The following is a 20,535-nucleotide window of genomic DNA, read 5'->3' on the forward strand; positions in this document are numbered from 1 at the left end:
TGTCCGGATCGACTCAGTAGGCGCATGACGCGATCGTCACGGGTTCGAAATTCGCGACGTTCCGTCCGGCCGCGGCATACCCCTGCAGCGTGACGAGATAATCCGCGCCGGTCGCACCCGTAGCCAGGTTGGGGTACCCGGGCGGACCGCCATCCCAGTGGGTGTACGTGATCCATTGGGAGTATTCGGTCTGCGTGATGGTGCCCGCGGTGAGCTGTGCGTCGAGGAAGGTCTTCCAATTGAATGACACGGTGAACCCGACGTAGAAGGGCTGATGGCCGTCCACGGTCACGGCCACACACGGCATGCCGCCGTTGGGCACGAAGATGACCGGCCGTTGCGTGTAGGTCTCGGGCCCCGCAGGCTGCCATGCGGCCTCGGGGACCTCTATGGCACACGCCCTGACGGTGTAGCTCTCCGTGGCGGAGGCCCACTGGAACGAGTAGTCGGGTGTGACCAGATATCGGCCCGTCGTCGCGTAATCGGGGGCCTTAGCGAAGGTGTAGGTGGCGTCCCCGGCGTACAGCCCGCCCTGGAACCCCTCGAAAGGGGGCACGTTGTTGAAGGGGGGCTGATCGGTCTCGATGACGACGGTCCACGGGACCTTCTCCTCCGAGGTCGTGAGGATCTCGACCGTGAAGCACACGATCTTCGGCTCGGGATTGCCGACGTAATTGGGGCCGGACCACGTCGGGGGCCCGACGAAGATGGTGTCAGGTCCCGGGTATACGGGCTCGACAGGCTCCGGCGGAGCCTGCTGGATCGCGGTGACCGACATGGCCGAGCCCCCCTGGTCGAGCCATGCGCTCGTTGTCGGCGCGACGCTCGCGCCGAGTCCCACCCCCAGCACCATCGCGATCAACGCGATGACGATCCTCCTCCTCGGGTCGCCCATCACGGCACCGAGGTGACCCAGATCTTGATGACGATCCGGCTGGTCGATCCGTATTGACCGGTGAAATCGGCGTTCGTTGTGAAGTGGATGACGCCCGGCACGTCGTTCGCCGGGTCTGCCACCGAGGACGGTTCGCAGGAGTTGGCCGGGATGATCGTCCCGATGTCGATGTTGTCCACTTCGATGGATCCGGGCTCGATGAGGCGGCGGTCCGGAAGCGGCTGGCCGTCGCGGTCGGTCGTAACCTCCTCCAGCGTGGCGAAGCTGATGCGTCCATCCATGTCGCCCGCGTTGCAGAGGAACACGTCGCCGACGTAGCTGTGCGCCGGAAGCGCGTCCACGACCGGTGGAATCACGATCTCGAATCCGTCGTCGAACGTGTCGGGATCTCCGGGCAGACCGATGTCCTGCCACTCCGCACCCGCGGCGAACCGGCCCTGGATGTCGAAGGTGCCTCCGGCGGCGGCGGCGCTCAGCGACACGTCGTCCACCCAGCCGGCGCTGGTCACTCCCACGGAGACACCGAGGGCGAGCGCACCGGCGGCGACGAGGGCGGTGAGTCGGCTCCCCGTTCTCGTCGGTCGCCTGCGAACCCGGGCCATGAACCCTCCCAGCGCCTCGTTGTTCGCATCCTGGCACACCGCGAGGGCGGGGGCCAGGGTCGGCGAGCGGTGAGAAGCGGACCGCGCAGGCGCGGCACGCGCCCGCCGCCGACCGCCCCGCTACGCTGATCACGTGACAGCCGGACGCGACGACGACGCCCTGACGTGGGACGGCGACGACGACCCCACCCTCGAGGTGGGGAACGCCGACGAGTCAGCAGCGACCTCCTCGACGACCGAGAGCGCGGCTCTCCCCGAGGGCTGGAATGCCGTCGGCAAAGGGAGCGACGCGGTCGAGACGGCCCCGGACCGGGCCGAGGTCTCCTCGTTCGAGGCGCCCGCGGAGAAGTCCGATGTCGACGACCTGCCCGTCGACCTGCCCCTGGGCAACGCGTCGCTCATCGCCCTCGGCGTCATCGGCGGGTTCTCCGTCCTCTACGCCGTCGGCTGGCTGATCGGCGGCCTTCGGCTGCAGGGCGCGGCGCAGTTCCTCGTCGCGCCGGTCGCCTACCAGGTGAGCCTGTGGCTGGCGGTGGTCGCACCGCTCGTGTGGTTCGGAAGCGTGTACGTCCTGACGGCAGGCTCGCGCCCCTGGGTGCGGTTCACGTGGCTGATCGCGGGCGTGCTGCTGCTCATCCCGTGGCCGTTCATCATGGTGGGGGCGATCGGACGATGAGCGATGCGACGACGCCGGCCGCGGCATCCTCTCCTGCCGAACCGCGACGCACTCCCACCTGGGTGGTCGTCGTCATCTCGGTCCTCTTCGGCCTGTTCTACGCGTACGCGCTCTGGAACGCGGTCGACTTCCTTGTCGAGCAGGCGACCGGACCGCTCGGGCTGAACGGCTACGGATGGTTCGTGCTGCTGCTCGCGGTCGTCTTCCCGCTGATCGCGTTCGGCGTCGCGTTCGCGGTGGGCTGGCGCCGGCCGGCCTGGCAGTTCGCCCTCGTCCTCTTCACGGGGCTGTGCCTCACGTCGGTGTTCTGGCTCAACGTGATCGCCTACGCGGTGGTCTACGGCGCCTCACTGCTCGGCTGACCCGCTCCGTCACACGAAGCGGGTCTTCGGGGACGAGCGGATAGAGTGGCAGATGATTGCGCCCCGATGGCGTGCGGCGCACCATCCACCCGTTTGCCGCGTCTGTGCGCGCGCCCACGCTCCAAAGGATCCGCTTTCGTGTCGAAGCCCGTCGTGCTCATCGCCGAAGAACTCTCACCCGCCACGATCGACGCCCTCGGCCCCGATTTCGATGTGCGCAACGTCGACGGGACCGACCGTGCCGCGCTGCTCTCGGCCCTCGCCGACGCGCACGCCGTGCTGATCCGGTCTGCGACGAAGATCGACGCCGAGGCCATCGAGGCGGCTCCCGTCCTCAAGGTCGTCGCGCGTGCCGGCGTGGGCCTCGACAACGTCGACATCAAGACGGCGACCACCGCCGGGGTCATGGTCGTCAACGCGCCGACGTCGAACATCATCTCGGCCGCCGAGCTGACCGTGGGCCACATCTTGAGCCTCGCCCGCCGCATCCCCGCCGCCCACGCCTCCCTCTCGGACGGCCAGTGGAAGCGGAGCTCCTACACGGGCACCGAGCTGTTCGAGAAGACCGTCGGCATCATCGGGCTCGGCCGGATCGGCGCGCTCATCGCGGCGCGGCTGCAGGGCTTCGACATGCGCGTCGTCGCGTACGACCCCTATGTCACCAGCGCCCGTGCACAGCAGCTCGGCGTGCAGCTGCTGAGCCTCGACGAGCTGCTGCAGCAGAGCGACTTCGTGACGATCCACATGCCGAAGACGCCCGAGACGACCGGGATGATCGGCGCCGACCAGTTCAAGATCATGAAGCCGACGGCGTTCGTGGTGAACGTCGCCCGCGGCGGGCTGATCGACGAGGCAGCCCTGCACACCGCCCTGACGACGGGTGAGATCGCCGGCGCCGGACTCGACGTGTTCACGAGCGAGCCCCCCGAGGAGAGCGGCACGGCCCGCGCCCTGCTCGAGCTGCCGAACGTCGTCGTGACGCCGCACCTCGGCGCCTCGACCGAAGAGGCGCAGGAGAAGGCCGGGGTGTCGGTCGCGAACTCGGTGCGCCTGGCGCTCGGCGGCGACCTCGTCCCCGACGCCGTGAACGTCGCGGGCGGCGTCATCGACCCGTACGTGCGCCCCGGCATCCCGCTGGTCGAGAAGCTCGGCCAGATCTTCGCCGCGCTGGCGCATTCGCCGCTGACCAGCCTCGACGTCGAGGTGCACGGCGAGCTGAACGCCTACGACGTCAGCGTGCTCAAGCTCGCCGCGCTCAAGGGCGTCTTCACGAACATCGTGAGCGAGACCGTGTCGTACGTCAACGCACCGCTGCTCGCCGAGCAGCGCGGCGTCGAGGTGCGCCTGCTCGTCGACGACGACAGCCCCGAGTACCGCAACCTCATCACGCTCCGCGGGGCGCTGTCGGACGGATCCCAGCTGTCCGTGTCGGGCACGCTGACCGGCACGAAGCAGATCGAGAAGCTGGTCGGCATCAACGACTACGCGATCGAGCTCCCGATCGAGAAGCACCATGTCGTGATGGTCTACACCGACCGCCCCGGCATCGTCGCGGTCTACGGCCAGAAGTTCGGCGAAGCGGGCATCAACATCGCCGGCATGCAGATCGCGCGTCGCGAGGCCGGCGGCCAGGCGCTGTCGGTGCTCACGGTCGACTCGCCGGTGGCCGACGACCTGCTCGACGAAGTGCGGTCGGCGATCCAGGCCGACCTCTTCCGTCAGATCGAGATCACCGAGTCCTGACGGCTCCGCGATGACCCCGCCGACGTTCCGCAGCCTGGCGTTCGAGGACGTCGGACGGTTCGACTACGGCGACGTGATCCTCGCGTCCAAGCCGCCGCGCACGACGGACGATCCCCGCATCTGGGCCGAGACGCTCTTCTCGCCCCGCACAGCGCCGCTCTGGGTCAAGGCGGCGATGGGCGTCCGCATCGCGCTCGCGCCGCTCCTCGGGCTCGAGGGGGCACCGAAGGGCGTCTTCGACGTCCGTCGCGTGGAGGGCGACGAAGCACTGATCGAGTACGTCGATGCGCACCTCACTTTCCGCTGCGGAGTGGGGGTGGATGCCGAGGCCGCCGTCGTCCGGGTCACCACCGTCGTCACGTTCAACGACTGGCGTGGACGGGTCTACTTCACGCCGGTGTCCCTCGCTCATCCGCTGGTCGTGCACTCGATGCTGCGCCGGGCGCGTCGCGTGCTCGCAGCCCGGGGCTGAGGCATCCGCTCAGTCCTTGGCGGCGCGCTCGACCATCGCGATCAGCGCGTCCATCGCGGCGCCGCGGGGGACCGGGCCGGGGATCGATCCGCCCTCGAGGGCGTTGTTGAAGTAGAGGCCATCGCTCACGAGCATCACCAGGTCGAGCGCGGTCGCGTCCTTCGTATGTGCGCGCAGCACGCCGGCCCACTGATCCCTGATGCCGCGGAGCGCCTCGCGGGCGGGGGCGCTTCCGCCCTGTGCGAGACGCGACGCCGCGAGGATGGCTCGGTCGATGGGGTCGTTCTCCATCACCGAGGTACGCAGGAAGTAGTCGATGGGTCCGTCGGCCGAGGCGGCCATCGCGGCGACGTCCTCCTCGACGAGCGTGCGGAGGCGATCGAGGACCGCGGTCTCGAGCGCGTCCTTCGACCCGAAGTGGTAAAGCAGCCCGCCCTTGGACACGCCGGCGGCGCGGGCGGTGGCCTCCATCGTCGCGCCCCGCTCGCCCTCGTCGATCAGGATCGTCTCGAACGCGTCGAGCACCTTCTCGCGGGCGAGGGGAGGACGGCTCATGTGGTCGATGCTATCGACGCGCGTCGTGGCATCCTGATAGTATACCGGCTGGACGGTATAGAAACTGAGGACGACATGACCACCGCAACACTCCCGCGCACGCTCTCCCACGAGGATGAGCGCGTCGGCTGGCGTGGGTGGCTGGCGCTCGTGGTGCTCATGCTGCCGGTGCTGCTGGTGTCGGTCGACAACACCGTGCTGAGCTTCGCGCTGCCCGCCATCGCGCTCGACCTCGAGCCGACGAGCGCTCAGCAGCTCTGGATCATCGACGCGTATCCACTGGTGCTCGCCAGCCTGCTCGTCACGATGGGCGTGCTCGGCGACCGCTTCGGACGGCGACGGATGCTGCTCATCGGCGCCACCGGCTTCGGCATCGTCTCCGCTCTCGCCGCGTTCGCGCCCACGGCGGCGCTGCTCATCGCGGCCCGGGCGGGAATGGGCGTGTTCGGCGCCATGCTGATGCCGTCCACGCTCTCGCTGCTGCGGACCGTGTTCACCAACCGCGACCAGCGACGCCTCGCCATCGCGATCTGGGCCGCAGGCTTCTCCGCCGGCGCCGCGCTCGGACCGGTCGTGGGCGGCATCCTCCTCGAGCACTTCTCGTGGGGATCCGTCTTCCTGATGGCCGTGCCCGTGCTCGTGCCCCTGCTGATCCTCGTGCCGCTGCTGGTGCCGGAGAGCCGCGACCCGAACCCCGGCCGCATCGACGGGCTCAGCATCCTGCTGTCGCTCGCCGCGCTGGTGCCGATCGTCTACGCGATCAAGGAGCTCGCCGTGCACGGGCTCGCGAGCCCGGCGCCGGTGCTCTTCGGTACGGGCGTGCTGTTCGCCGCGCTCTTCGTGAGGCGCCAGCTGCGCCTGGAGACCCCCATGCTCGACATGGCCCTCTTCCGCCGGGGATCCTTCAGCGGCGCGATCCTCGTGAACCTGCTGAGCGTGATCGCGCTCGTCGGGTTCCTGTTCTTCGTCGCGCAGCACCTGCAGCTCATCGTCGGCCTCACGCCGATGCAGGCAGGTCTCGCGCTCGTTCCCGGACTGGCGGCGATGATCGCCGCCGGCCTCCTCGTCGTGCCGCTCGCCAAGCGCTTCTCGCCGCGCGTCATCGTTCCCACGGCGCTGGCGATGTCGGTGCTCGGCTACGTCACGATCGCGCTGACCGCCCAGGACGGGCACGTCGGGATGCTCGTCGGCGCGTTCGTCGCGCTCGGCATCGGCATCGGCATGGCCGAGACGGTCTCGAACGAGCTCATCCTCTCGAGCGCTCCTCCGGAGAAGGCGGGCGCCGCGAGCGCGGTGTCGGAGACCGCGTACGAGCTGGGCGCGGTGCTGGGCACGGCGATCCTCGGCGGGCTGCTGACAGCGCTGTACCGCGGCAGCCTGGTCTTGCCGGCCGGACTGCCGGCGGGCGCCGCCGAGGCCTCCCGCGAGACGCTCGCCGGTGCCGTCGCCGCGGCGGACGGCCTCGATCCTGCCATGGCGGATCAGCTGCGGGATGCCGCGGCCCACGCGTTCGACGCCGGGGTCGGCATCACGGCGCTCATCGGCGCGGGACTCATCGTCGTGGCCGCGGTGATCGCGGCCACTACCCTGGAGAGAACCGCGTCCGCGCCCGAGCACTGAGCCCGGGGGTCCCGCCGGACGCCAGTCGAGGAGAGCAATGCCGCGCGTGCAGGACTCAGGTGTCGTGAAGCTCGCCGTCATCCCGGGTGACGGCATCGGTCCCGAGGTGATCGCCGAGGCGGAGAAGGTGCTCGACGCCGCCACCGCGGGGAGCGGCATCCGCTTCGAGAAGACCCGCTTCTCGCTGGGCGCCACCCGGTTCCTCGAGACCGGCGAGACGCTGACCGACGCCGATCTCGATGCGATCAAGGCGCACGATGCGATCCTGCTCGGCGCCGTCGGGGGAGTCCCCGGCGATGCGCGCCTGAAGGACGCCAACATCGAGCGCGGTCTGCTGCTGAAGCTGCGGTTCGAGCTCGACCACTACGTCAATCTGCGTCCGTCGAAGCTGTACCCGGGGGTTCCCGGACCGCTCGCAGCACCCGGCGACATCGACTTCGTGGTCGTGCGCGAGGGCACCGAGGGACCGTACGTGGGCAACGGCGGCTCGATCCGCCGCGGCACGCCGCACGAGGTGGCCAACGAGACGTCCGTGAACACCGCGTTCGGCGTCGAGCGGGTGGTGCGCTACGCGTTCGAGCTGGCCGAGCGCCGGTCGAAGCGCGTCACGCTCGTGCACAAGACCAACGTGCTCGTGCATGCCGGCGGCATCTGGAAGCGCATCGTCGACGCGGTGTCGGCCGAGCACCCCGGAGTCGCCGTAGACTACCTGCACGTCGACGCGGCCACCATCTTCCTGGTCACGAACCCCGGTCGCTTCGATGTGATCGTCACCGACAACCTCTTCGGCGACATCCTCACGGACCTGGCCGGCGCCGTCACCGGTGGCATCGGCCTCGCCGCTTCGGGCAACATCAACCCCGACGGCGCGTTCCCCTCGATGTTCGAGCCCGTCCACGGTTCGGCGCCCGACATCGCGGGTCAGCAGAAGGCCGACCCCACGGCCGCGATCCTCTCCACCGCCCTGCTGCTCGATCACCTCGGGCTCGGGACGGAATCCGAAGCCGTCACCCGCGCGGTCGAGGCGGACATCGCGGACCGGGGTTCGGCATCCCGCACCACGGCGCAGATCGGCGACGCCATCGCCGCGCGGCTCCAGGCGTAACCTGGAACCGCCAAGCCCTCCGGCAGGACTGCACCGTCACCATGCAGCGGAACGCTCCGCACGAAAGCACAGGCCCGTCATGACGCTCACCGACACCGACACCGACACCGGACTCACCCCGCTCGAGTTCACCGTCAACCGCAACCTCAACGCGAAGTCCGCCGCGCAGCGCGACGAGATCCTCGCCAACCCCGGTTTCGGCACCTCCTTCACCGATCACATGGTCGACATCTGCTGGTCCGCCCGCGGCGGCTGGCACCGTCCTCGCGTGCAGCCGTACGGCCCGCTGTCGCTCGACCCGGCGGCCGCCGTGCTCCACTACGGCCAGGAGATCTTCGAGGGCATCAAGGCCTACCGTCACGCGGACGGCTCGATCCACACCTTCCGCCCCGATCAGAACGGCCGTCGTCTGCAGCGCTCCGCGCGGCGCCTGGCCCTCCCCGAGCTTCCGGTTTCGTACTTCATCCAGTCGCTGCGCGAACTGGTCGCGATCGACGGCGCCTGGGTGCCCTCCGGCCAGGACCAGAGCCTGTACCTGCGACCCTTCATGTTCGCCAAGGAGGCGTTCCTCGGCGTGCGCCCGGCGCAGAAGGTCGGCTACTACGTGATCGCCTCGCCGGCGGGTGCGTACTTCAAGGGCGGCGTCCAGCCGGTGTCGATCTGGCTGAGCGAGGACTATGCCCGGGCGGGCAAGGGCGGCACGGGCGCGGCGAAGACCGGCGGCAACTACGCCGCCTCGCTCCTGCCGCAGTCCCAGGCGTACGAGAACGACTGCGACCAGGTCGTGTTCCTCGACCAGGACCGCAACGTCGAGGAGCTCGGCGGCATGAACGTGGTGTTCGTCTACAAGAACGGCACGATCGTCACCCCGCAGTCGCCGTCGATCCTGGAAGGCATCACGCGCGACTCGATCCTGCAGCTCGCCGAGGACCGCGGGCACACCGTCGAGCGCCGCGCGGTCTCGTTCGACGAGTGGCGCAGCGGCGTGGCATCCGGCGACATCGTGGAGGTGTTCGCGTGCGGCACCGCCGCCGTCGTCACGCCGATCGGCCTCCTCAAGGGCAAGGACTTCGTCGACGAGCAGCCCATCGGCGAGCTCGCACTCTCGCTGCGCGAGGAGCTCACCGACATCCAGTACGGCCGCCGTGAAGACAAGCACGGCTGGCTGGTCCGCCTCGACGGCTGAAGCCCCTCGCGGTGGGGGATGCCGAGGCTAGGCTGTCACGGTGAAGATCGCGCGGTTCAGCCACAACGACGCCATCAGGTTCGGAATCGTCGACGAGGGCGAGCTCGTCGTCCTCGACGGCGATCCGATGTTCGCCGGGTTCGACACGACGGGTGAGCGCGTCCCGCTCGGCGATGTCGCCCTGCTGGCCCCGGTCATCCCGAGGTCGAAGGTCGTGTGCGTCGGCCGCAATTACCGCGATCACGCCGCGGAGCTCGGCAACGACGTGCCGACCGCGCCGATGCTCTTCTTCAAGCCGAACACGTCGGTGATCGGCCCGGGCGATGCGGTGGTCCTCCCGACCGGCTCCGACTTCATCAGCTTCGAGGGCGAGCTCGCCGCCGTCATCGGGCGCATCGCGAAGAACGTCCCGGCCGAGAACGCGCTGGACTACGTGTTCGGCTACACGATCGCCAACGACCTCACCGCGCGCGACTGGCAGAAGTCCGACGGGCAGTGGGCCCGGGCGAAGGGCTTCGACACGTCGTGCCCGCTGGGCCCCGCCATCGAGACCGACTTCGACCCGAACGGCTCCGCGGTCATCACCACGCGCCTGAACGGCGAGGTCCGGCAGAACGGTCCGATCAGCGACATGATCTTCTCGCTGGCCGACGTCATCGCCTACGCCTCCGCCGCGTTCACGCTTCTCCCGGGCGATGTCGTCCTGACAGGCACGCCGGCCGGGGTCGGCCAGGTCGTCGCCGGCGACACCGTCGAGGTCGAGATCACGGGGCTCGGCATCCTGCGCAACACCGCCCGCGCCGCGTAGCCGATGTCCGCGCCGATCCCACACGAGCCGGCGGTCAGCGCCGACGGCGGAGCGGATGCCGCGGTCCTCGCTCCGCCCGAGCTCGCGAGGGTGCAGCGGCGCACGGTGTGGGTGCTCTCGCTCGGCCAGGTGCTCGGCGGCCTGGCATTCGGAGCCACCGTGTCGCTCGGCGCGGTGCTCGCCGCCGAGATCTCGGGCGACGAGGCCTTCTCCGGCCTTGCCGCGGCCGCCATCACTCTGGGCACCGCTGCCGTCGCCGTGCCGCTCGCGACGTTCGCGCGCCGCCGTGGCCGCCGGCCCTCCCTCGCGATGGGCATGACCGTCGCCCTCCTCGGCGTGGTCCTGGTCGTGCTCGCGGTCGGAGTCTCGTCGTTCCCGCTGCTGCTCGTGGCCTTCGGACTCGTGGGCGCCGGGCAGGCGGCGAACCTCCAGACACGCTTCGCCGCCGCCGACCTCGCCACCGACGCGACGCGCGGACGAGACCTCTCGATCGTCGTGTGGGCGACGACCGTCGGCGCGGTGCTGGGGCCGAATCTGACCGGACCAGGAGAGGTCCTGGGCCAGGCCGTGGGCATGCCCCCGCTGACCGGTCCCTACCTGATCACGGTCGTGGCGCAGGTGCTCGGCATCCTGCTGTACCTTCTGGCGCTGCGCCCCGACCCGCTGCTGCTCGCGCAGCGCGTGGTCGCGGCCGCCCGGGCATCGGCCACGGCCATCGCGAAGCCCGACGATCCCCGGGTCGCCCGGTACGCGATCTTCGCGGTGGCCGCGGCGCACGGCGTGATGGTGTCCGTCATGGCGATGACGCCCGTGCATCTGCTCCACCACGGCGCGTCGCTCTCGATCATCGGGCTGACGATCAGCCTGCACATCGCCGGGATGTTCGCGCTGTCGCCGGTCTTCGGCATCCTCGCGGACCGGCTCGGCCGCATCCCCACGATCATGATCGGCCAGGGCCTGCTCGCAGCGGCGCTGGTGACGGCGTCGTTCGGGCAGGAGTCGACGACGTGGGTGACTGTTGCGCTCGTGCTGCTCGGCCTCGGCTGGAGCGCGACCACCGTGTCGGGATCGACGCTGCTCACCGAGGCCTCGTCGGAGGCGATGCGCACGCGCCGTCAGGGCCGCAGCGACCTGATCATGAGCCTCGTGGGGGCGACGGGGGCGATTCTCGCCGGGCTCGTGCTGGCCTGGATCGGCTACGGCGGGCTCGCGCTCGTCGTCGGGATCGCGGTCGTCGCGACCGTGGCGCTGGCGCCGCTCGCCCGCGGCCCCCAGCGGGTCTCTGCTGCCGCGCATGGCTGACTGGTCCGGCACCGGCGAGCCCTACGCGCAGTCGTTCGCGCGCCTGTGCGAGGGCGCGGCCGAGCCGCTGCTGGACGCGATCGAGGCCGCCCGGGGCGTCCCGGCCGCCGGGCGCTTCCTCGATGTCGGCACCGGCGCGGGCACGGTCGCGGCGGCCGCCGCGCGCCGCGGCTACACGGCCCAGGGGGTGGATGCCGAGGCGTCGATGGTGGACGCCGCCCGGCGGCGGCATCCGTCCCTGCCTTTGACCGTGGCGGCACTGCCCGCCCTGCCGTTCCGCGACGGCTCGTTCGACGCCGTCGCCGCGAGCTTCGTTCTCAACCATGTCGCCGATCCGCTCAAGTCGGCCGGGGAACTGGCCCGCGTCGCCGCACCCGGCGGCGCTGTCGCCATCACTGTGTGGCCCTGGGGGCCCAGCCCTTTGCGCCCGCTGTGGGAGGCCTCTCTCGCGCGTTCGGGGGCCGCCGCCTATCCCGCCGACTCCCAGTCCACCGAGCCTGACATTCTCCGCACCCCCGACGGCCTCGCCGCGCTGCTCGGCGCCGTCGGGCTCGCGAAGATCCGTGCGACCGCGGTGTCGTGGACCTTCGTCATCTCTCCCGCCGACCTGTGGATCGGCGTCGCCGGGGGTGTGGCGACGATCGGCGGCATCCATCAGTCGCTGGAGGACGATTCCCGCACCGCGCTGCACCGGGCCTACCTCGAGGAGACGCGGCTGCGCATCGACGACGACGGGCTCCTGCGGTTCCCCCACACCGCGGTGCTCGCGGTCGGTGTGCGCGCGGACTAGCGGCTTCGTCTAACGTCCGAGGGCGGTCAGCGCCGCCTCGACGTCCTCGTCGTCGTTGAACAGATGGAACGCGACGCGGGCACGGCCGGCTCGCCCGGAGGCGACGACCCCCGATGTGGTGAGCCGGACCAGGTCCACTCCGTCCGGGTCCTCCCAGGTGACGATCGCGCTCTGCCGCTCGGGCAGCTCGATGCCGAGCCGCTCTCGGAACGCCCCGGCGAGGCGCGTGCTGTGCGCGTGCAGCTCGTCAGGGGGAAGTGACGCGAACAGCGCGAGGGCGGGCTCCGCGCCGACGAACGCCTGCCAGGCCGGCGACACGTCGAAGCGGGAGGCGTCCGGCGCGAGCTCGACGCCGCCGCCGTAGCACGAGACCCACGGGTCCGCTCCGGCGTACCAGCCCGCGAAAAGGGCCGGCATGTCGCGCTCGAGCCGCGACGACACCGTCAGGAACGAGACGCCTCGGGGCGCGCACAGCCACTTGTAGGTGTGGCAGATGACCGCATCGAAGCGGGATGCCTCCACCCGCATCCAGCCGACCGCCTGGGTCGCATCGCACAGCGTCCGCGTGCCGTGCGTCTCGGCGGAGGCGAGGATCGCGTCGGCATCGGCGACCACGCCGGTGGCCGACTGGACGATCGAGAACACGACGAGCGCGGTTGCGGGCCGGATCTCGTCGGCCAGCCGCTCGAGCGGCGCAGTGCGGACATTCAGACCGCGGCCGGAGTGGACGAACGGGAGCACGATGGAGGAGAAGTCGCCCTCCGCGATGAGCACGTCCGCGCCCTCCGGAAGGGAGGCCGCGACCAGTGCCGCGGCCACGGAGGTCTGCGAGCCGATGGCCACCCGATCGGCGCCGACCCCGACGAGGGCGGCGAAGTGGGCGCGGGAGCGCTCGACAGCGGCGGAGTACGCGATCAGGTCGGGGCGGCCGAGGGCCGCGGCATCCAGATCGGCCACCACGGCCGCTCGACCGGCGCGCGTCGGCAGACCGACGGTGCACGCGGCGAGGTACCCGCGACCGCCGTCGAACTCTGCACGGGCGGCAGCGAAGACGGGGGAGTGCGTGGCGAGCATGCTCCCAGCTTCGCGACACGCCTTCTATTCGTCTACAGGAGGTTTCGCATGCGAATCATGACGAAAGGTTATGCGTCGGTGTCGGACTGGCCCTACCCTGTGTGCGTGCCCTCCTTCGACGACATCGACATCGACGCGCAGGCCCTGCGGGTCGTGAAGGCCATCGCCGACGAGGGATCGATCACCGGCGCGGCAGCGGCTCTCGGCTACAGCCAGCCGGCCGTCAGCCAGCAGCTCAAGCGACTCGAGCGCAAGCTCGAGGTGCCCCTCGTCGAGCGGGTGGGCCGCAGCGTCCGGCTGACCGAGGCGGGGCGCATCCTCGCCCGTCACGCGCCCACCGTGACCACGGCGCTGGATGCCGCCGCCGGTGAGCTGGCAGAGCTCCGCGGTCTCCGCGCCGGACGCGTGCGTCTCGTCGGCTTCCCGTCGGCCTCGCCGACGATCGTCCCTCGGCTCCTGGCCGACCTCGAGGCCCACCACGCCGGCGTCACGGTGACCTATCTCGAGGCCGAGCCGCCCGAGGCGGTGGAGGCCGTCCGCGAGGGCAACGCCGACATCGCGCTGACCTTCAGCTACCCGGGCGATCGGGAAGACCCCCACGGGTCCAGCGCGCAGGGCCTCTCGGTCCATGCCGTCGGCACGGACGACCTGCTCGCTGTGCTCCCGGTCGATCATCCCGCCGTCACCGAGGACGGCGTCGACATGGCGTCGCTGGCCGGGGAGAAGTGGATCGCCGGGTGCCCCCGCTGCCGCGGGCATCTGCTTGAACTGTGTGCGCGTGCGGGCTTCGAGCCGCACATCGCGTTCGAGACCGACAACTTCGTGGCCGTCGAAGGACTCGTCGCCCAGGGCATCGGCGTGGCGACGCTGCCGCGTATGGCCGTGGCATCCTTCCCGCAGCTCGCCGGCGTCGTGACCGTGCCCCTCCCGTCCACCGAGGCTCGCACCATCCACGTCGTCACCGCCCACGGCGCCGACCGCGTCCCCGCGATCAGGGCGACCCTCGAGGCCATCGTGCGGCTGCTCGGCACGGTGGGCCCCGAGGCCCGTGGGGGCGCGGCATCCCGCAACTAGACTGGTCGGCGATGTCTTCCTCACCCGATCCCCGCACCACCACAGCGACCGGCGCCGATGTGCGCGTGCGCTTCTGCCCCTCGCCGACGGGTCTTCCGCACGTCGGGCTGATCCGCACCGTGCTCTTCAACTGGGCCTACGCCCGCCACAACGGCGGGAGGCTCGTCTTCCGCATCGAAGACACCGACGCCGCGCGCGACAGCGAGGAGAGCTACCAGCAGCTGCTCGATGCGCTCCGCTGGCTGGAGATCGACTGGGACGAGGGCGTCGAGGTGGGCGGACCCCACGCGCCGTACCGCCAGTCCCAGCGACACGACCTGTATCGCGAGGTGCTCGACAAGCTCGTCGCCGCCGGTGCCGTGTACGAGAGCTACTCGACCGCCGAGGAGATCGACGCGCGCAACGAGGCCAACGGCCGCGCGAAGCAGCTGGGCTACGACAACTTCGACCGCGACCTGACCGACGAGCAGAGGGCGGCGTTCCGGGCGGACGGCCGTGAGCCGGCGTGGCGCCTGCGGGTGCCCGACGAGGACCTCACGTACGTCGACCTCATCCGCGGCGAGGTCACCTTCCCCGCGGGATCCTTCCCCGACTTCGTGCTCGTACGCGCGGGCGGCGTGCCGCTGTACCCGTTCGTGAACCCGGTGGACGATGCGCTCATGGGCATCACGCACGTCATCCGGGGCGAGGACCTCATGCCGTCCACGGCCCGTCAGCTGGCGCTCTACCGGGCGCTCGTCGAGGCCGGCGTGACCACGTTCATCCCGCGTTTCGCGCACATGCCGCTCGTCCTCGGCGAGGTCGGCAACAAGAAGCTGTCCAAGCGCGACCCGAAGGCCGACCTCTTCCTGCAGCGGGAGAAGGGCTTCATCCATGAAGGCCTGCTGAACTACCTCTCGCTGCTCGGCTGGTCGATCGGACCCGACCGCGACGTGTTCTCGCTCGACGAGCTCGTCGCCGAGTTCGACATCGTGGACGTCAATCCCAACCCGGCGCGATTCGACCAGAAGAAGGCAGAGTCCATCAACGGGGACCACGTGCGGATGCTGGAGCCGGCCGACTTCGCGGCGCGCCTGGTGCCCTACCTCGCGTCGGCGGGACTGGTGGCGCAGCCGCCCACCGCCGACCAGCAGGCGATCATCGCCGCCGCCGCTCCTCTCGTGCAGGAGCGGATGCAGCTCCTCGGCGACGCGCCGGGGCTCCTGGGCTTCCTGTTCACCGACGAGGTCTCCTATGCGGACGACGCTCTGGCGACACTGCCCGAGAACACCGCGGCCGTGCTCGAGGCATCCGTCGGTGCTCTGGAGCGGATTCCGGACGGCGAGTTCACGGCCGCCGCCGTGCAGGAGGCGCTCACCGCCGCGCTCATCACCGAACTCGGGCTCAAGCCCCGCGTCGCATATGGACCGCTGCGCGTCGCCGTGAGCGGACGCCGGATCTCACCGCCGCTCTTCGAGTCGATGGAGCTGCTCGGCAAGGCGGAATCGATCCGCCGGCTCGCGGCGCTCGGGTCGTTCCGCGCGGAGTAGGCGAAGACGCCGACGGCCGATGCGGCCAGCTCCTCAGTTTGGTCTGGCCGCTCCCGTCACGTAGACTTACTCCTCGGCACGACTCCGGTCGAACGCCTTGGGGTATGGTGTAATTGGCAACACGGCGGTTTCTGGTACCGTTGTTCTTGGTTCGAGTCCAGGTACCCCAGCCAACGAGAAAACCCCCGCTGAGCGGGGGTTTTTCGTTTGCCCGGCGTCACTCGGCCGTCCGCCCCGATAATGGCTTCATGGACGCGCCGACGCTCCCCGATGCGCTCGCGCGCGAACTGGCTGGATTGCGTCGCCGGGCGTACGGTCCAGACGCCGACATCGACGGCGACGCGAATGCCCAGCGGCGGCTCGAGGAGCTGGAGTCGCTCGTCCGGGCGGCATCCTCTCCGGCCGACCAGGCGGCGGCCGCCGGACCTCTTCCCTTCGCCGCGACCCTGACGCCTGGTTCCTCCGCCGACGACGACCCTCCGAGCCGATCCCGTCCGGCGACGCACCCCACGGCTCCGAGCACCACCGCTTCGCGCCCTCCCGACGCGGGCACCCGCGCTCCGGGCCCGCCCGACACCGTGACGGGGGACAGTCGCGAGCCGGCTCCGACATCGTCCGCCCCGAGCCGCCGGCGGATCCCGCGGTGGCTGCCCATCGCCGTCGCCGCCGTCGCCGGCCTCGTGATCGGACTCGTCCTTCCCCCCGTTCTCGCGGACCGACCGGACGACACCCTGGAGCTCACGGGCGAGACGGCGCCGGCGCTGACGGCGGACTGGGTCGCGGGCCTCTTCGACTGGCTGGGCATCGACGGCGACATGGTCCTGCATCGGCCGTTCCAGGGGTTCGAGGTTCGCTCAGGCCCGAATGCCGACGGCGAGACGTGTCTCGTCGTGGTCTGGGGCGAGGAGTGGGCCGACGGCCGGTGCCTGCCGGGGGGCCTGCCGCCGGTCGTCGACTTCGTCGTGGAGCTCGGCGGCCCGCGCCCGTTCGGCGAGGACAGCCAGATCGGGAGCGTCGTGCGCTTCGAGCTGCAGGGAGACGTCGTCGAAGTCACCGTGCAGGACGCTCAGCCGCCGGAGACGTGACTCGGCGACGGCAGACCCGGTCGCGGAACGCCTCCTCGAGCGGATCACGGCGCACGACCCGGCCCGCTGGAGCTGAACGAGGGCGGATAATGGGCCGTATGGACGCGCCGCCGCTGTCGCCCGACCCGTCGAGGGAGCTCGCCGACCTGCGGCGGCGCGCGTACGGCCCGGATGCCGACATCCAGCGCGACCCCGAGGCGCAGGCCCGTCTGCGCGAACTCGAGGACCTCGCCCGCACCCGCGAGGACGAGCCCGTCTCCGCGGCACCGGCCGCTCGCCCGCGAGTCGCCGCGGCGCCCCCACCCATCGCCGCGGGAGAGGCATCCGCGGCGCCGGAAGGGGCGGCTCGCTCGGACGACGACCCCTCGCCCGCCGGCGGCGCTGCATCCGCGACCGACTCATTCGCACCCCTTGGGGCCGGGAGGCCATGGTGGCGGCGTATCCCGACCTGGACCATCGCTGCCGGGGTCGGCGTGGTAGGCCTGGTGGCCGGCATCGGGATCGGCGCGGCGTTCCCCCTCAATGCGGCGCAGGGACCGGATCGCACGCTCGACGTCTCGCCCGGCGCCGGCGTCCGCGGCGACGGCTTCGTCGAGAACCTGAACTATTGGGGCGTCGACCCGGGCACCGTCGTGCCCCACGAGCCGTTCGAGCGGATCGACGTGTGGACGGCGCGCGCAAGCGACGATTCGCGTTGCGTGCTGGTGTCCTACCGGGGCGATCTCCTGTCCGCCACCTGCGCAAGCGGCGCGCTGGACCCGGTGCTCGACTTCACCGTCTACGACGGACTGCCGTTCGAGCTGGAGGAGCCGCTGACCGAGGGGAGCGTCATCCGCTTCATCGGACGACCGGGCTCCGTGGAGGTCTGGCTGAGCACGGCGGGCAGTCAGCCGGAGAGCTTGGGGCCGACCACCTCGCGCACCGATTCCCTGCCGAGGGCGGCATAGTCCGGGTCGTCGTCGCTGTGAGCGAGCAGCATCACGGCGACGGCCGCAGCCCAGGCGTGTGCGCGCAGCCACGTGGCGGCGTCGTAGCGGCGGCGGGTCGCTGAGACGAAGCGCTCGCGTCCGGTGGCGTCGAACGCGAGCCAGGCGACGGCGAGGTCGTAAGCCGGGTCGCCCGCCGTCACATCGCCGAAGTCGATGATGCCCGCGAGCGTCTGCCGTCCGGCGACCAGGTTGCCCGGGTGAAGGTCGCCGTGGATCCAGACGGGCGGCCCGGCCCACGGCGATGCGGCGATTCCGGCGTCCCAGCGCGCCGCCAGCGCCGCCGCGTCCGAGGGGCTGACGAGCGTCGCGGCGAGCAGGGTGCGCAGTCGGTCCTCGAACGCCGTGGTCCGCGTCTCGAGCGCGTGGCCTCGCACGGGATTGACCGGGAATCCCGGGCCGGCGCCGACGTGCATCGCGGCCAGCGCCGCGGCGAGAGGTGCCGCCCAGACATGGCGATCAGTGCGCGGCACGTCCATTCCGCGCGCGCCGTCGATCCAGGGGACGACCGACCAGTGCCAGGGAAATCCCTCTGCCGGCACGCCCAGGACGAGGGGAAGGGGAACCCTCACGCCGGTGGCCTCGATGTGCGGCCCGATCAGCGGGAGTGACCGGTGCTCGTTGAGGATGAGCGGCGCCGCGAGGGCACGTCGGGGGAGGCGCACGGCGACGTCCTGGCCCAGTCGCCAGATGTCGCTGTCCCAGCCCGCGGTGACCCGGGTGAGCGAAAGGGTTGCGGCATCCGGCACCGCGTGCCCGGCCTGTACGACGACGAGGTGCCGCACGAGCGCCTCGTCGATGCTCACTTCGGCGGGAGGTTTGTCGGGCATCGTTCGACCCTAGCCGGGTACGGATCACCGACTATTGTTTTATGTTGATTTGTGTTGTAGCCTGTGGGAATCCAACGGAGGGTCAGCCGTGTACGCAACGGAGCGCCAGGAGCAGATAGAGCTCACGCTCGCGGTCGACGGACGCGTGAGCGTCGTCGAACTCGCAGACCGCTTCGACGTGACCACCGAGACCGTGCGTCGAGACCTCGCCCAGCTGGAGTCCTCGGGGGCGCTGCGCCGCGTTCACGGAGGAGCCGTGGCAGCAGACCGCGCCAGCACCACCGAGCCTCCGCTCGTCGAACGGCTGCAGCGTCACAGCGCGGCCAAGTCCGCCATCGGCCGCCGCGCCGTGGCAGCAGTCGCCGACGGCTTCCGGGGATCCGTTTTCCTCGACGCCGGCACCACCACCGCCGCCGTCGCCACCCACCTGGCGCCGCTCGTCTCCGCGGGCTCCATCGAGGTCGTCACGCACGCGCTCACGCTCGCGAGTGCTCTGGCCGCGACCCCGAACGCCGCGCTCACCCTCATCGGCGGGCGTGTGCGCGGTCTCACCGCCGCTGCCGTCGGGGCCGACACGGTGCGCGCAATCGAGAGCATGAGGCCCGATGTCGCCTTCATCGGCACCAACGGCGTCTCCGCCGGCTTCGGCCTGAGCACGCCCGACCCCGATGAGGCGGCGGTCAAGCGCGCGATCGTGCGTTCGGCGCGGCGCGTGGTCGTGGTGGCCGACGCGGAGAAGCTCGGGCGCGAACTGCTCGTCGGCTTCGCGCCGCTCGCCGAGGTCGACGTGCTGGTGACGGATGCCGCGCCCGACCCTGAACTGTCCGCCGCGCTCTCGGACGCCGGCGTGGAGGTGTGGATCGCATGATCGTGACGCTCACGGCCAACCCGTCCCTCGATCGGACGATCATCCTCGACGAAGCCCTGCGCCCCGGCGACGTGCAATCGGCCGCCAGCTCGCGGGAAGACGCCGGGGGGAAGGGGATCAACGTCGCCCGCGTGATCTCGGCGGCGGGCGTCGAGACCGTGGCGGTCCTTCCGCTCGCGTCCGACGACCCGTTCGACGGGGCACTGCGGGCAGCGCTCATCGAGACCCGGCGCGTCCCGGTGCGCGGACATGTCCGCGCGAACATCACGATCACCGATCCCGCTGGAGTGACGACCAAGCTCAACCTGCCGGGCGCCACGCTCACGCCTGCGGATGCCGCGGCCGTCGTCCGCACGGTGGTCGAGGCCTGCGCCGGCGCGCGCTGGCTGGTGCTCGCCGGCTCGCTTCCTCCCGGCGTCGCGGCCGACTTCTACGTCGACGTCATCGCGGCCGTCCGGGCCGCTCACGGGCCGGACGCTCCGCGGATCGCCGTCGACACATCCGGGGCGGCCCTCACGGCGGTCGTCGACCGCGGCGCGCCGGACCTCATCAAGCCCAACGACGAAGAGCTGACCGGGCTCACCGGCACGGCGCTTCCGGGTGGCGACCTCGCCGCCGCCGTGGTCGCCGTCGCTCGCGAGCTCGTGCCCTCACGCGTGGGCGCCGCCCTCGTGACGCTCGGAGCCCACGGGGCGGTGCTCGTCTCGGCCGACGGAGCCTGGACCGCCGCTTCGCCGAGGATCCGCGTCGCCAGCACGGTCGGGGCCGGTGACAGCTCGCTCGCGGGCTACGTGCTCGCCGATGCCGACGGCGCCGGTCCGGAGGAGCGGCTGCGCCGGGCCATCCGCTACGGCGCCGCCGCGGCATCCCTTCCCGGCACGCAGGCGCCCGCGCCCGCCGACCTTCCCTCGGGCGACGTCGTCGTCACCCGCCTCGTCCCCACCGCCTGACCCAGCCACAACCGACCTTTGGA

The 20,535-nt window shown here is 71.0% G+C and carries 22 protein-coding genes and 1 tRNA gene; 18 read left to right on the forward strand and 5 right to left on the reverse strand.

The features are described from left to right. Positions 1 to 13: 13 nt before the first annotated feature. Positions 14 to 778 carry a hypothetical protein gene (locus SOM19_RS07990; protein ID WP_320486004.1) on the reverse strand — a complete coding sequence of 255 codons (765 nt, stop codon included), beginning with the start codon at positions 776 to 778 and terminating at the stop codon, positions 14 to 16. Between SOM19_RS07990 and SOM19_RS07995 the strand changes: the two genes are divergently transcribed. Then, positions 777 to 911, forward strand: a complete 135-nt coding sequence (locus SOM19_RS07995; protein WP_320486005.1) for a hypothetical protein — start codon at positions 777 to 779, stop codon at positions 909 to 911. The two genes, SOM19_RS07990 and SOM19_RS07995, sit on opposite strands and share 2 nt — an antisense overlap. On the opposite strand, the gene SOM19_RS08000 is transcribed toward SOM19_RS07995, so the two are convergent. Beyond that, the gene (locus SOM19_RS08000) at positions 895 to 1,497 is read right to left on the reverse strand and encodes a hypothetical protein (protein ID WP_320486006.1); all 603 of its coding nucleotides are present in this window, start codon (positions 1,495 to 1,497) and stop codon (positions 895 to 897) included. The two genes, SOM19_RS07995 and SOM19_RS08000, sit on opposite strands and share 17 nt — an antisense overlap. Positions 1,498 to 1,630: 133 nt before the next feature. Between SOM19_RS08000 and SOM19_RS08005 the strand changes: the two genes are divergently transcribed. The 4 genes from SOM19_RS08005 to SOM19_RS08020 all read left to right on the forward strand — a co-directional run bounded on the left by SOM19_RS08005 (position 1,631) and on the right by SOM19_RS08020 (position 4,750). Next, positions 1,631 to 2,173, forward strand: a complete 543-nt coding sequence (locus SOM19_RS08005) for a DNA polymerase III subunit gamma/tau (RefSeq protein ID WP_320486007.1) — start codon at positions 1,631 to 1,633, stop codon at positions 2,171 to 2,173. Beyond that, a complete protein-coding gene (locus tag SOM19_RS08010; protein ID WP_320486008.1) occupies positions 2,170 to 2,535 on the forward strand; it encodes a bacitracin resistance protein in 366 nt (121 codons plus the stop codon). Before SOM19_RS08005 ends, SOM19_RS08010 begins: the two co-directional genes overlap by 4 nt. Before the next feature lie 138 nt (positions 2,536 to 2,673). Further along, entirely contained in the window at positions 2,674 to 4,278 is a 1,605-nt protein-coding gene (serA, locus tag SOM19_RS08015) for a phosphoglycerate dehydrogenase (protein WP_320486009.1), read from the forward strand. Between the two features lie 10 nt (positions 4,279 to 4,288). Then, on the forward strand, positions 4,289 to 4,750 hold the full coding sequence (locus SOM19_RS08020) for a DUF2867 domain-containing protein (RefSeq protein WP_320486010.1): 462 nt from the start codon (positions 4,289 to 4,291) through the stop codon (positions 4,748 to 4,750). Between the two features lie 9 nt (positions 4,751 to 4,759). Here SOM19_RS08020 and SOM19_RS08025 read toward each other — a convergent pair whose 3' ends face one another. Continuing rightward, entirely contained in the window at positions 4,760 to 5,305 is a 546-nt protein-coding gene (locus tag SOM19_RS08025; RefSeq protein ID WP_320486011.1) for a TetR/AcrR family transcriptional regulator, read from the reverse strand. A gap of 75 nt (positions 5,306 to 5,380) precedes the next feature. Between SOM19_RS08025 and SOM19_RS08030 the strand changes: the two genes are divergently transcribed. The 6 genes from SOM19_RS08030 to SOM19_RS08055 all read left to right on the forward strand — a co-directional run bounded on the left by SOM19_RS08030 (position 5,381) and on the right by SOM19_RS08055 (position 12,116). Then, positions 5,381 to 6,925: an MFS transporter gene (locus SOM19_RS08030; RefSeq protein ID WP_320486012.1), complete on the forward strand. Its 1,545-nt coding sequence runs from the start codon at positions 5,381 to 5,383 to the stop codon at positions 6,923 to 6,925. 37 nt (positions 6,926 to 6,962) lie between these two features. Continuing rightward, entirely contained in the window at positions 6,963 to 8,030 is a 1,068-nt protein-coding gene (locus SOM19_RS08035; RefSeq protein ID WP_320486013.1) for a 3-isopropylmalate dehydrogenase, read from the forward strand. 79 nt (positions 8,031 to 8,109) lie between these two features. Beyond that, positions 8,110 to 9,216, forward strand: a complete 1,107-nt coding sequence (locus SOM19_RS08040) for a branched-chain amino acid aminotransferase (protein WP_320486014.1) — start codon at positions 8,110 to 8,112, stop codon at positions 9,214 to 9,216. Positions 9,217 to 9,256: 40 nt separating this feature from the next. Next, positions 9,257 to 10,024, forward strand: a complete 768-nt coding sequence (locus tag SOM19_RS08045; protein WP_320486015.1) for a fumarylacetoacetate hydrolase family protein — start codon at positions 9,257 to 9,259, stop codon at positions 10,022 to 10,024. A 3-nt stretch (positions 10,025 to 10,027) separates the two neighbouring features. After that, on the forward strand, positions 10,028 to 11,326 hold the full coding sequence (locus tag SOM19_RS08050) for an MFS transporter (protein ID WP_320486016.1): 1,299 nt from the start codon (positions 10,028 to 10,030) through the stop codon (positions 11,324 to 11,326). Further along, positions 11,319 to 12,116, forward strand: a complete 798-nt coding sequence (locus SOM19_RS08055) for a class I SAM-dependent methyltransferase (RefSeq protein ID WP_320486017.1) — start codon at positions 11,319 to 11,321, stop codon at positions 12,114 to 12,116. Before SOM19_RS08050 ends, SOM19_RS08055 begins: the two co-directional genes overlap by 8 nt. 9 nt (positions 12,117 to 12,125) lie before the next feature. Here SOM19_RS08055 and SOM19_RS08060 read toward each other — a convergent pair whose 3' ends face one another. Beyond that, entirely contained in the window at positions 12,126 to 13,190 is a 1,065-nt protein-coding gene (locus SOM19_RS08060) for an aminotransferase class V-fold PLP-dependent enzyme (RefSeq protein ID WP_320486018.1), read from the reverse strand. Between the two features lie 105 nt (positions 13,191 to 13,295). Between SOM19_RS08060 and SOM19_RS08065 the strand changes: the two genes are divergently transcribed. The 5 genes from SOM19_RS08065 (at position 13,296) to SOM19_RS08085 (ending at position 17,825) form a co-directional block, all read left to right on the forward strand. Continuing rightward, on the forward strand, positions 13,296 to 14,264 hold the full coding sequence (locus SOM19_RS08065) for a LysR family transcriptional regulator (protein ID WP_320486019.1): 969 nt from the start codon (positions 13,296 to 13,298) through the stop codon (positions 14,262 to 14,264). Positions 14,265 to 14,275: 11 nt separating this feature from the next. Beyond that, the gene (gene gltX / locus SOM19_RS08070) at positions 14,276 to 15,793 is read left to right on the forward strand and encodes a glutamate--tRNA ligase (RefSeq protein ID WP_320486020.1); all 1,518 of its coding nucleotides are present in this window, start codon (positions 14,276 to 14,278) and stop codon (positions 15,791 to 15,793) included. Positions 15,794 to 15,891: 98 nt separating this feature from the next. Beyond that, positions 15,892 to 15,966, forward strand: a tRNA-Gln gene (locus tag SOM19_RS08075). Positions 15,967 to 16,041: 75 nt separating this feature from the next. Continuing rightward, the gene (locus SOM19_RS08080; protein WP_320486021.1) at positions 16,042 to 16,878 is read left to right on the forward strand and encodes a hypothetical protein; all 837 of its coding nucleotides are present in this window, start codon (positions 16,042 to 16,044) and stop codon (positions 16,876 to 16,878) included. Positions 16,879 to 16,976: 98 nt separating this feature from the next. Then, positions 16,977 to 17,825, forward strand: coding sequence for a hypothetical protein (locus SOM19_RS08085; protein ID WP_320486022.1), 849 nt, complete (start codon positions 16,977 to 16,979; stop codon positions 17,823 to 17,825). Here SOM19_RS08085 and SOM19_RS08090 read toward each other — a convergent pair. Beyond that, positions 17,765 to 18,694, reverse strand: a complete 930-nt coding sequence (locus SOM19_RS08090; protein ID WP_320486023.1) for a phosphotransferase — start codon at positions 18,692 to 18,694, stop codon at positions 17,765 to 17,767. The two genes, SOM19_RS08085 and SOM19_RS08090, sit on opposite strands and share 61 nt — an antisense overlap. Before the next feature lie 88 nt (positions 18,695 to 18,782). Between SOM19_RS08090 and SOM19_RS08095 the strand changes: the two genes are divergently transcribed. Together SOM19_RS08095 and pfkB are read left to right on the forward strand one after the other, a co-directional pair. Beyond that, positions 18,783 to 19,562 (forward strand): DeoR/GlpR family DNA-binding transcription regulator, encoded by a 780-nt coding sequence (locus SOM19_RS08095; RefSeq protein WP_320486024.1) that lies wholly within the window; start codon positions 18,783 to 18,785, stop codon positions 19,560 to 19,562. Next, positions 19,559 to 20,512: a 1-phosphofructokinase gene (pfkB, locus tag SOM19_RS08100; protein ID WP_320486025.1), complete on the forward strand. Its 954-nt coding sequence runs from the start codon at positions 19,559 to 19,561 to the stop codon at positions 20,510 to 20,512. The genes SOM19_RS08095 and pfkB overlap by 4 nt, the downstream gene beginning before the upstream one ends. Positions 20,513 to 20,535: the final 23 nt, after the last annotated feature.

The sequence above is a fragment of the Microbacterium sp. CFBP9034 genome (genome assembly GCF_034045255.1).
Classification (GTDB): domain Bacteria; phylum Actinomycetota; class Actinomycetes; order Actinomycetales; family Microbacteriaceae; genus Microbacterium.

Bases quoted from the DNA above. Each gene is read 5' to 3' on its own strand.
- SOM19_RS07995 (WP_320486005.1), top strand. From the start codon at position 777: ATGGCCGAGCCCCCCTGGTCGAGCCATGCGCTCGTTGTCGGCGCGACG.
- SOM19_RS07990 (WP_320486004.1), bottom strand. From the start codon at position 778: ATGTCGGTCACCGCGATCCAGCAGGCTCCGCCGGAGCCTGTCGAGCCC.
- SOM19_RS08000 (WP_320486006.1), bottom strand. From the start codon at position 1,497: ATGGCCCGGGTTCGCAGGCGACCGACGAGAACGGGGAGCCGACTCACC.
- SOM19_RS08010 (WP_320486008.1), top strand. From the start codon at position 2,170: ATGAGCGATGCGACGACGCCGGCCGCGGCATCCTCTCCTGCCGAACCG.
- SOM19_RS08020 (WP_320486010.1), top strand. From the start codon at position 4,289: ATGACCCCGCCGACGTTCCGCAGCCTGGCGTTCGAGGACGTCGGACGG.
- SOM19_RS08025 (WP_320486011.1), bottom strand. From the start codon at position 5,305: ATGAGCCGTCCTCCCCTCGCCCGCGAGAAGGTGCTCGACGCGTTCGAG.
- SOM19_RS08030 (WP_320486012.1), top strand. From the start codon at position 5,381: ATGACCACCGCAACACTCCCGCGCACGCTCTCCCACGAGGATGAGCGC.
- SOM19_RS08035 (WP_320486013.1), top strand. From the start codon at position 6,963: ATGCCGCGCGTGCAGGACTCAGGTGTCGTGAAGCTCGCCGTCATCCCG.
- SOM19_RS08040 (WP_320486014.1), top strand. From the start codon at position 8,110: ATGACGCTCACCGACACCGACACCGACACCGGACTCACCCCGCTCGAG.
- SOM19_RS08050 (WP_320486016.1), top strand. From the start codon at position 10,028: ATGTCCGCGCCGATCCCACACGAGCCGGCGGTCAGCGCCGACGGCGGA.
- SOM19_RS08055 (WP_320486017.1), top strand. From the start codon at position 11,319: ATGGCTGACTGGTCCGGCACCGGCGAGCCCTACGCGCAGTCGTTCGCG.
- SOM19_RS08060 (WP_320486018.1), bottom strand. From the start codon at position 13,190: ATGCTCGCCACGCACTCCCCCGTCTTCGCTGCCGCCCGTGCAGAGTTC.
- gltX (WP_320486020.1), top strand. From the start codon at position 14,276: ATGTCTTCCTCACCCGATCCCCGCACCACCACAGCGACCGGCGCCGAT.
- SOM19_RS08080 (WP_320486021.1), top strand. From the start codon at position 16,042: ATGGACGCGCCGACGCTCCCCGATGCGCTCGCGCGCGAACTGGCTGGA.
- SOM19_RS08085 (WP_320486022.1), top strand. From the start codon at position 16,977: ATGGACGCGCCGCCGCTGTCGCCCGACCCGTCGAGGGAGCTCGCCGAC.
- SOM19_RS08090 (WP_320486023.1), bottom strand. From the start codon at position 18,694: ATGCCCGACAAACCTCCCGCCGAAGTGAGCATCGACGAGGCGCTCGTG.
- pfkB (WP_320486025.1), top strand. From the start codon at position 19,559: ATGATCGTGACGCTCACGGCCAACCCGTCCCTCGATCGGACGATCATC.